Source organism: Allocoleopsis sp. (assembly GCF_036703385.1).
Taxonomy (GTDB): Bacteria; Cyanobacteriota; Cyanobacteriia; order Cyanobacteriales; family Coleofasciculaceae; genus Allocoleopsis.
The window spans coordinates 1-9,960 of the sequence record NZ_DATNPA010000296.1; the positions used below are offsets into that span (position 1 = coordinate 1).

At 47.0% G+C, this 9,960-nt stretch carries 5 protein-coding genes; all 5 read left to right on the plus strand.

Annotation, left to right across the window (positions count from 1 at the left end; genetic code table 11):
* Nucleotides 1-48: 48 nt before the first annotated feature.
* The 5 genes from V6C93_RS14900 to V6C93_RS14920 all read left to right on the plus strand — a co-directional run bounded on the left by V6C93_RS14900 (nucleotide 49) and on the right by V6C93_RS14920 (nucleotide 9,700).
* Nucleotides 49-189, plus strand: a complete 141-nt coding sequence (locus V6C93_RS14900; RefSeq protein ID WP_333477452.1) for a hypothetical protein — start codon at nucleotides 49-51, stop codon at nucleotides 187-189.
* 75 nt (nucleotides 190-264) lie between these two features.
* Nucleotides 265-5,946, plus strand: coding sequence for a PAS domain S-box protein (locus V6C93_RS14905; protein ID WP_333477453.1), 5,682 nt, complete (start codon nucleotides 265-267; stop codon nucleotides 5,944-5,946).
* The gene (locus V6C93_RS14910; RefSeq protein ID WP_333477454.1) at nucleotides 5,943-7,238 is read left to right on the plus strand and encodes a response regulator; all 1,296 of its coding nucleotides are present in this window, start codon (nucleotides 5,943-5,945) and stop codon (nucleotides 7,236-7,238) included. The genes V6C93_RS14905 and V6C93_RS14910 overlap by 4 nt, the downstream gene beginning before the upstream one ends.
* 68 nt (nucleotides 7,239-7,306) lie before the next feature.
* Nucleotides 7,307-8,665, plus strand: coding sequence for a DUF58 domain-containing protein (locus V6C93_RS14915; RefSeq protein WP_333477455.1), 1,359 nt, complete (start codon nucleotides 7,307-7,309; stop codon nucleotides 8,663-8,665).
* A gap of 132 nt (nucleotides 8,666-8,797) precedes the next feature.
* On the plus strand, nucleotides 8,798-9,700 hold the full coding sequence (locus V6C93_RS14920; protein ID WP_333477456.1) for a hypothetical protein: 903 nt from the start codon (nucleotides 8,798-8,800) through the stop codon (nucleotides 9,698-9,700).
* Nucleotides 9,701-9,960 lie beyond the last annotated feature (260 nt).

A 9,960-nucleotide genomic window follows, 5' to 3' on the forward strand; every position in this document is an offset into this window, starting at 1 on the left:
CAGTTGAAGCAGCTGTACAATGGGCTGCCAATATGACTTGGAAGGGCATTGCACCAATTGTGCATCGCGCCCTTGACCATCTATGACAAAGGCATCAAAGTCCTACCAACCGAGTTAGAACAGTACCATCCTTTCTGGCAGCGTTCTGAGACATTGCCCAAATGGGATATCACGATTGTCCCTGGTTGACTGGTATCTTATTTTCTTGCAAGTCCCTAAGCTGATTTCTTTTCAGTGCTACTCCCTTTTTGGCTTTTGCAGACTATGGATGTGGACACTCTCTTCGTGCTTCTCGTGGATGGCGACGAAGCTAACTACAGTCTCATTAGAACTTTAATCAGCCAATTTGAGACGATTAAAGTCGAGTTAGACTGGGTGGCTACAGCGTCGGAGGCGTTAGAATTGATGCGCCAAAACCGCGATGATAATGTCAATCAAGCCTACGATATCTATTTGATTGATGCTCAGCTAGGAGAAACGATCGCTGAGCATTGGCAACCAGCTTTACTGGAAGAAAGCCCTACTTTCCCTTTCATCCTGCTCACCGATACTCCTAAAGCAGGCATCGCAGCACTGGCGGCGGGCGCATCTGACTATTTGGTGCGCCATCAATTGAGCACCCCTCTCCTAGAGCGATCGCTACGTTTAACTCTCGCTCATACCCAACTCAAGGCTTGCCACACTATTACTGATGCCTTCGGCGAGATTCACTTCCACCAGCAAGCTGAAGCCAGAATTAGATTACTCAATGCCCAACTCGAACAACGGGTGAGCGATCGCACCGCCGAGTTAGAACGGATTAATCAAGAATTAATCCAAGAAATTGAAGAACGTCGGCGGGTGGAGGAGGCCTTACGGGAAAGCGAAGCACGATTTCGTCAGTTGGCTGAAAAAATCGAATCCGTTTTCTGGATGATTAAACCGGATCTGAGCGAACTCCTCTATATCAGTCCGATGTACGAGCAAATTTGGGGACGTAGCTGCGAGAGTTTTTACCAAAATCCCTATTCCTGGTTTGAAACCATGCATCCCGACGATCACGAACGGATACGTGCCAGTGCCGAACAAGCGGCTCTATCTGACTATCACCAAGCCGAACTGGAAATAGAGTATCGCATTGTGCGACCGGATGGCAGCATTCGTTGGATACGTGCTCGTGGTTTCCCCATCCGCGACGACGCTGGAAATGTCTGTCGTGTGGCGGGTATCAGCGACGATATCACAGAGGATAAACAGGCACAGGAGGAGTTGCGCCAAAGCCAGCTTTTCATTGAAGCGATCGCAAACTCGTCGCCGTTGCTTTTATACATCTACAACTTGACCACAGGGCAAAACATCTATGCCAATCGCCAAATTGTTGAAATATTAGGCTACACACCACAGGAGGTTCAATTCGCAGGGTTCCAGTTTTTTTTAAATCAAGTACATCCAGATGACCTCTACCTTATGGAGCAACTCTCTCGTCGCTGCGCTGAGCTTGCTGATGGTGAGGTGGTTGAGACAGAGTACCGGATCAGGCACAAAAACGGGTCTTGGCGCTGGTTGCGATCGTGGGACGTTGTGTTTACCCGAAGTGCTGATGGTTCTCCCGTACAGATTCTCGGTGCAGCTTTAGATATTACCGATGCCTATCAACAAGCTACACAACGCAAGCAGGTTGAATTGCAGCTCCAGGAAAGTGAATCACGACTGAATGCAATTGTCAATAGTACCTCTGATGGCATTCTGATCGTCGATAAACAGGGCATCGTGCGCTTTGCTAACCCAGCCGCTGCCAAGCTGTTTGGCAGAACACTAGAACAGTTGCTCAATTATGATTTTGGAGAGCCGATACTGGTGGGTGACGTAGCGGAGTTGAGCATTATTCGCTCTGGCGGGGAAATCGGGATGGGAGAAATGAGTGTCGCCCAAACCGAATGGCAAGGGGAAGCTGTTTATATTGTCTCCCTACGCGATATCACCGAGCGGCGACAAGCAGAGGACGCATTGCGCGAAAGTGAAGAGCGGTTCCGCCAGTTAGCCGACAATATCCAAAACGTCTTTTGGCTGTTTAACCCCTATACAAAGGAGTTACTTTACGTCAGTTCAGCCTATGAAGCCATTTGGGGACGCCCTTGTGAGAGTGCTTACGCCACGCCTTCCAACTGGGTAGATACTCTTCATCCCGAAGACACAGAAATTGCGATCGCATCCTCAACCCAACAAATGCAAGGAGAGCCAACAGATGTAGAGTATCGGATTGTTCGCCCTGATAGTCAAATCCGCTGGATTTTGGCTCGTACCTTTCCGATTAAGAATGAACGGCATGAGGTCTACCGAGTTGCTGGAATTGCCGAGGATATCACTGATCGCAAACAAGCTCAAGAGGCACTACGCCAGAGTGAGGAACGTTTCCGTGCCATTTTTGAAAACGCAGGGATTGGGATTGCTGTGGTTGGCACCGACCTCAAACTCGTGCAGACGAATCCGTTCTTTCAACGATTCCTGGGATATAGCGCACAAGAATTGGCAAGCCTAGACTACACCGATATCACCTATGTAGACGATTCGGTTATTGAGCAAGTCCTAGCGCAAGAGTGTATGGCGGGAACCCGTAATGGTTATTGCATCGAGAAACGATTTATCCGTAAAGACGGGGAAATCATCTGGGGAAACCTCACCATTTCCATTATTAGGGATACCGCTGGACAGTTTCAATTCGCTGTTGGCCTGGTTGAAGATATCACAGAGCGCAAACGAGTCGAATCACAATTACAACAATACCGCGATCGCCTGGAAGAGTCGGTGGAACAGCGCACCGCCCAACTCACCAAAGCCAACGCTCAACTGCAACAGGAAATAATCGAACGCCAGCGAGCCGAGTCAGCTATTCATTTCCAGGCGCGTCTCTTAGATGTCGTTGAACACGCTATCATTGCCACGGATTTGTCCGGAGTCATCATTTATTGGAACCGATTTGCCGAACAGCTCTATGGCTGGTCAGCCACGGAAGCTCTTGGGTACAATATCTTGGAAATTACCCCCTCTGAGGCCTCTCAAGAGCAAGCCGCTGAAATTATGTCCTGCTTGAGTAAGGGTGAAAGTTGGTCTGGGGAATTTTGGGTTCAGCGTCGAGATGGCACTGCCTTTCCCGCCTTGGTGAGTGACTCGCCAATTTATGATGAAACCGGTTTGTTAATCGGGCTGGTTGGCATTTCCTTTGATCTCACAGAGCGTAAACAGGCTGAAGAGGCACTGCGAAAGGCCAATGCCGAACTAGGAATTAGGGTAGAAGAGCGAACCAAAGATTTAGGGAGTGCCATCGAGCGGTTGCAGCAAGAGATTGTGCAGCGCAAACAAGTTGAGGACGCCTTACGAGGCTCACAAGCTCGCTTTGCGGGCATCCTAGAAATTGCCAATGATGCGATCATTGCCGTGGATGCGGCTCAACAAATTACCCTATTCAATCAAGGCGCTGAAAAGATTTTTGGTTACACCCATCAGGAGGTTTTAGGTCAATCCCTGAGCTTACTCATGCCCACACGTTATGCGGATGCTCATCATCAAGATGTTGTCAACTTTTCCCAATCAGCGGGTGAAGCCAGAAGAATGGGAAACAGGCAGGAGATTTGGGGGCGTCGTAAAGATGGGTCAGAGTTTCCCGCTGAAGCCTCAATTTCTATGCTAGAACTTGGCGGTGAAAAAGTATTTACCGCCATCCTGCGAGATATTAGCGATGCCTATCGGCAAGCTGCGCAACGCAAACAAGCAGAGGAAGCGCTGCAACTGCAAATGAACCGAGATCGGGTACTCGCGCAGATTTCCCAACACATCCGACAGTCTTTAAATCTGGATCGAATTCTGAATACCACGGTTCATGAAGTGCGGCAACTGCTCCAAGCAGACCGAGCTTTAATCTTCCGTCTCGAACCCGATAAAATCGGCAGGGTCAGCCATGAGTCGGTCTTTCCAGGTTTGCCTTCAACCGTCGGACACCAATATGAAAATGAAAAATTTCCCCTAGATTGCTATCAAAATTACTGTCAAGGTAAGGCGAGAATAATCACCGACATTACCCTCGATGAAACAGCCTCTTGTCTACTGGAATATCTGCAAGAATTAGATGTAAAATCTAGATTATCCGTTCCTATATTGCACAACAATTCTGAATTTTCAATTCAGCAATCAGAATTAGAGTCCCAGCCAAATTCAGAAGCTAACATTCAAAATTATTCGTTGTGGGGACTGCTGATTGTTCATCAGTGTAGCCAGATACGATATTGGCAATCGTGGGAAGTGAATCTACTTCAGCAATTAGCTACCCAAGTTGCGATCGCGATTCAACAAGCTGAACTCTATCGGCAGTTAGAAATTGAACTCAATGAGCGCAAACAAGCGCAGGCTCAACTCCAGCAAGCCAAAGAAGCGGCGGAAGCTGCCAACCATGCCAAAAGCGAATTTCTGGCTAACATGAGCCATGAACTCCGCACCCCCCTCAACGCGATTTTGGGTTTCACTCAACTCATGACCCATGAGCGATCGCTCATGGAGCCGTTATCATTGGAGTCATTACCCAGCACACACACCGTCCATGCCCTATCCACCCAGCAACATGACTATCTGGGAATTATCAATCGCTCAGGTGAGCATTTGCTGCTATTAATTAATGACATTTTGTCAATGTCTAAAATTGAGGCAGGCAGGCTGACCCTCAATGAAAACAGTTTTGACCTGTATCGCCTACTCGACAACCTGGAAAAGATGTTCCAACTCAAGGCCACTAACAAAGGCTTAGAGCTGCTCTTTGAACGTACATCCGATGTGCCCCAATATGTCCATGCGGATGAGAGGAAATTGCGCCAAGTTGTGATTAACCTGTTGGGAAATGCCATTAAATTTACTCAATCAGGTCGTGTAATGCTGCGCGTGACCGGAGAGTTGAATGTTGGAAGGTTTAAGGTTGAAGCTTCAAAGCCGTCTTCCAACCTGGACCCAAATAACCTGCAACCTGTAACTCTTCGGTTTGAAGTGGAAGATACAGGCCCTGGCATAGCACCAGAGGAGCTTGACCGCTTGTTTGAGCCGTTTGTTCAGACCCAAACGGGGAGAAAATCTCAGGCCGGGACTGGTTTGGGCTTAGCGATTAGCGATCGCTTTGTGCGGATGATGGGAGGGACAATTACAGTCAGCAGTGTTCTAGGAAGAGGAACGATTTTTAAATGGGATGTTCGGATGAACTCGGTTCAATCTGCCCAAGTCTTCCCTCAGGAGCCTAAGCGCCAAGTGATAGGTCTCGCACCGAACCAACCGAAGTATCGCATCCTCGTGGTTGAGGATAGCTTAACCAATCGTAAACTTCTGACGAATCTGCTCACACTACTGGGATTTGAGGTGCGAGAAGCCCAGAATGGTCAAGAAGGAGTTGCCCTCTGGGAAAGTTGGAAACCCCACCTGATTTGGATGGATATCCGGATGCCTGTGATGGATGGGTATGAGGCAACTCAACAGATTAGAGCCCAGGAGAGTCACTTGACGGCTCCCGCATCATCTAACTCCGCTACCGTGATTATTGCTGTGACCGCCAGTGCCTTTGAAGAGGAGCGCGATCGCTTCTTTGCAGCTGGCTGTGATGATTTTGTGCTGAAGCCTTTCCGGGAGGAAATCATTTTCGAGAAAGTAGCACAACATCTAGGGGTGTGTTATCTATATGGAGATAGAACTTCTACTTACTCATCCCAGCCAGTTGCCTCCTATCTGCAGGTCACCCCAGAGCTATTGGCTGTTATGTCTGCTGATTGGATCGCTCAACTCCACCAGGCAGCCAGAAGCCTTGATGCTGAACTCATGAACAGGCTTATCGAGCAAATTCCTGAGTCTTATCATCCGTTAGCGATCACTCTTACTGATTTAATCAATGACTTTCGCTTTGATCGAATCATGGAACTTACTCAAACCGCTGCTCCGTGAATGAACTAAGCACTAATGCCTGCCAAGGATATATTTTGATTGTTGACGATCAACCCGATAACCTGCGCCTATTATCCACCACGCTGACGGATGTCGGGTATAAAGTTAAGAGTGCTATCAGCGCTCAGATGGCTTTAATTGGACTCCAAACCGCCTTGCCTGAGCTAATTTTGCTCGACATCATGATGCCCGACATCAATGGATACCAGTTGTGTCAACAGTTAAAAGCCGAGGCTCATACCAAAGACATTCCAGTGATTTTCTTGAGCGCGTTGGATGATGAGGTCGATAAATTAAGAGCCTTTGAAATCGGTGGAGTAGACTACATCACCAAACCGTTTAAGACTAGAGAGGTTTTGGCTCGTGTCAAGCATCAATTGACCCTTGTGTACCAGCAGCAGAAAATTACCGAGCAAAATCTGCAACTATCGCAGCAAAATCTGCGCTTGGAGCAATTGAACAACGAGCTGATGCAAGCTAACCAAGAGCTGTTGCGTTCCAACAAAGATTTGGAAGAATTTGCCTATATCGCCGCTCATGATTTGCGCTCGCCCCTACAAATTATCAAAGCATTCAGCTATTTGCTAACCCAAAAATACCAAGGTTATCTTGACGATAAAGCTGACCGATATATAACTCGCATCGTCGAGGCGGGCAATCGTATGGAGCAACTCATTCAAGACTTGCTCAACTACTCGCGAGTGGGAACGAAGGCGATTGAGTTTGAACCTAGTAACTGTAACTGGATACTCCAACAGGTATTAACCCATTTACAAGCGGAGATCGATACTAGTGGTGCTGTAATTACCCATGAAGAACTGCCAATCGTAATGGGGAATGCCACGCAACTGACACAGCTGTTTCAAAACCTGATTAGCAATGCCATCAAGTTTGGCCGCCCCGAAGTACCACCTCAGATCGAAATTTCAGTAGAGCACAAAGATCGCAACGCAGGAGAGATAGAGGATATAGTCTCTACCGATCGCAGGAGAGAACCCTCTCCTCCTGCCCTTCCTGCTTCTTCTAAGATCCCTCAACACAATCTTGTTGAGGAAAGCAGGGGGGGTAGTGAATGGTTATTTGGAGTGCATGATCATGGCATCGGCATAGAACCCCAATATTTTGAACGTATCTTTCAACTTTTCCAACGTCTGCACACAACAGCAGAGTATCCCGGCACTGGGATTGGTTTAGCCATCTGCAAAAAGATTGTTGAGCGCCACGGAGGCCACATCTGGGTAAAATCTTCCCCAGATTTAGGGACAACGTTTTACTTTACCTTGACAGCGTGAAAAGCTTTCATCAGTGACCAGTGAACAGTGTCTAACTGTTCACCTTTGACTCTTTAGAGATAAATCCCATGATTCCCTCTAGGCGCGTTTATTTACTCTTGCTGCTAGGTATTGCGATCGCAATCATCCTCGCCATCATTTTTGACCCCCAAGTGAGCATCTATAGCACCCTCTTATTCGATGCCTTTGTTTTAGGGTTGGCGATTTGGGATGGACAACGGGTAAAAGCTAACCGTGTGCGAGTAACACGCCATCCTTTACACAGGCTTTCCATCGGGCGGGATAATCCCGTTGTTGTTTCCGTGCGATCGGAGAATCGCGCCGCGAAAATTCGTCTACGGGACTACTATCCGTTAGAGTTTGAGGTTTCTACACCCATGCTGGACGCCTCCCTAGAACCTAACAAGTCCCAGGAACTCACCTATACCATTCATCCCGATAGTCGCGGTGAGTTTCAGTGGGGAGATATTCAGGTGCGGCAATTGGGACAGTGGGGATTGGCATGGCATGATTGGAAAATTCCAGTCAGTCAGACGGTGGCTGTATACCCAGACTTAGTCGGGTTGCGATCGCTCTCCATTCGCCTCACCTTAGAAAATACAGGCACAATGCGCCAAGCTCGACGGCTGGGTGCCGGGACAGAATTCGCTGAACTGCGAGAATATGGCGTTGGGGACGATACTCGCCTGATTGATTGGAAAGCCACCGCTCGGCGATCGCGCCCACTCGTGCGGGTGTTGGAACCAGAACGCGAGCAAACCCTGATCATTCTACTCGACCGGGGACGCCTGATGACGGCACAAGTGCAGGGTTTGAAGCGCTTCGACTGGGGCTTAAATGCCACACTATCCCTAGCCTTGGCTGGATTACATCGAGGCGATCGGGTGGGAATCGGCGTGTTTGACCGCGAAGTCACATCCTGGATTCCTCCGGAACGGGGTCAACATCAGCTCTCGAAGCTGATTGAACGCCTTACCCCTATTCAGCCAGTACTGCTAGAACCCGACTACGTGGGGGCTGTAACAAAACTGGTAAATCAACAAACCCGTCGCGCCTTGGTCGTTGTGATTACAGATATAGTGGATATCACTGCCTCCGCTGAACTTCTTTCTGCTCTTGCACGCCTCACGCCGCGTTACCTACCCTTTTGTGTTGCACTCCGCGATCCCCAGGTTGATCGCATCGCTCATACTCCCCTTGATCAAGAATCAGATGGGGAGAAAGGCAAGAAGGGGAATCTAGACGCAAGCAAGACAATTGCGGCGGCATACACTCGTGGTGTTGCTCTGGATTTACTCACCCAAAGACAAGTAGCTTTTGCCCAGCTCAAGCAAAAAGGTGTTCTAGTCTTAGATGCACCAGCGAATCAGATTAGTGAGCAACTAGTTGACCGATATCTGCAACTCAAGGCTCGCAATTTGCTTTGAAGAATTTCCAACTATTACCACTCAAATCCATTTGCTCACACCCTGTTAGATTTTAAGAATCTCACCAGTAGATCGTTGAGAAATTGAACGATCGCAGGAATAACGCAAAACGGTCTCAGGAGATTTTTTCCCATGTCTCAAAATCCGAACCCTCCCAATCTGATGCCGCAGCTCAGTATTGGCAACGTCATTAATGTGACACTTCACCTCTATCGAGCCCAGCTTAAATTGTATTTAAAACTTTCTTTATTTGCCTATTTATGGTTATTGGTTCCTCTTTATGGCTGGGCTAAATTTTTATCGATTTCTGCCCTGATTTCCCGTTTGGGATTTCGTGAATTGATGGGGCAGCCAGAGAGCGTTAGAGATGCAGAGCGTTATGTCAGACCTCGAACTTGGAGTTTTTTATTCACAGCTATTTTAATTTTTTTTGTACTATTCGGTACGTTAATTATATCTTTTATACTTACGGGGTTATTCTTATCAATAACCCGCCTGGAGAAGGTTATTGCTCCCTTAGAATCTGTATCCGATGAGAAATTCGTCAGGAATCATATCTTGTTAGCAGTATTTTTTTTGATATTATTATTGCTATTTTTGTTAATTTTTTTGACTTGTTTGTTTCTTCCTGCCGTGTGGATTTACTCGCGTTTTTTTATTCTAGATTTGCCCTTGTCATCTGAATCTAATGTCAATGCAATACAAAGCTTATGCCGTAGTTGGAAACTTACAAGAGGATATTTTTGGGCCATTCAAATTATATTTATAATATCCATATTATTATTTTTGCCTATAGAAATATTGCTCTATTTAACAGGCGAGTTGATTAATGTAGTCACATCAAAGTTAGCGGCTAGTTTCATCTCGTCATATTCTTTAGCTGATTCCATCTTAGTTGAGATGTTTTCGTGGGGAATCACTTTATTCAATGCTGTGATGCTCATGCCTTTTTTCCAATTAATTAAAGCCGTGGTGTACTATAACTTACGTCTGCGTCGAGAGGGTTTGGGTTTAAGGCTACGCGATGGCAGGTGACATACTCCCGACTCTGACTTACTACCATCGAGTCCTATGACTAATATTTTGTATTCCTGATAACAAAATTCCTTAACGCTAACTGCTTCTCTAGACAGACGGATAAATAAGCTATAACCCAATTCAAGAGAGAGGAACTTATTTAAAAGCTTTGTAAAGGGGAGGTAAAAGAAAAGTATATGTAGCAAACATTTAAAGAATTGGTATTACCAGTATAAAGACGTTCCTGCTGTGGTTGATGCCGACTTATGGGGAGAATT

What these genes read in the sequence shown, in the direction of transcription:
- V6C93_RS14905 (WP_333477453.1), top strand. Translation starts at nt 265, where the DNA reads ATGGATGTGGACACTCTCTTCGTGCTTCTCGTGGATGGCGACGAAGCT.
- V6C93_RS14915 (WP_333477455.1), top strand. Translation starts at nt 7,307, where the DNA reads ATGATTCCCTCTAGGCGCGTTTATTTACTCTTGCTGCTAGGTATTGCG.
- V6C93_RS14920 (WP_333477456.1), top strand. Translation starts at nt 8,798, where the DNA reads ATGTCTCAAAATCCGAACCCTCCCAATCTGATGCCGCAGCTCAGTATT.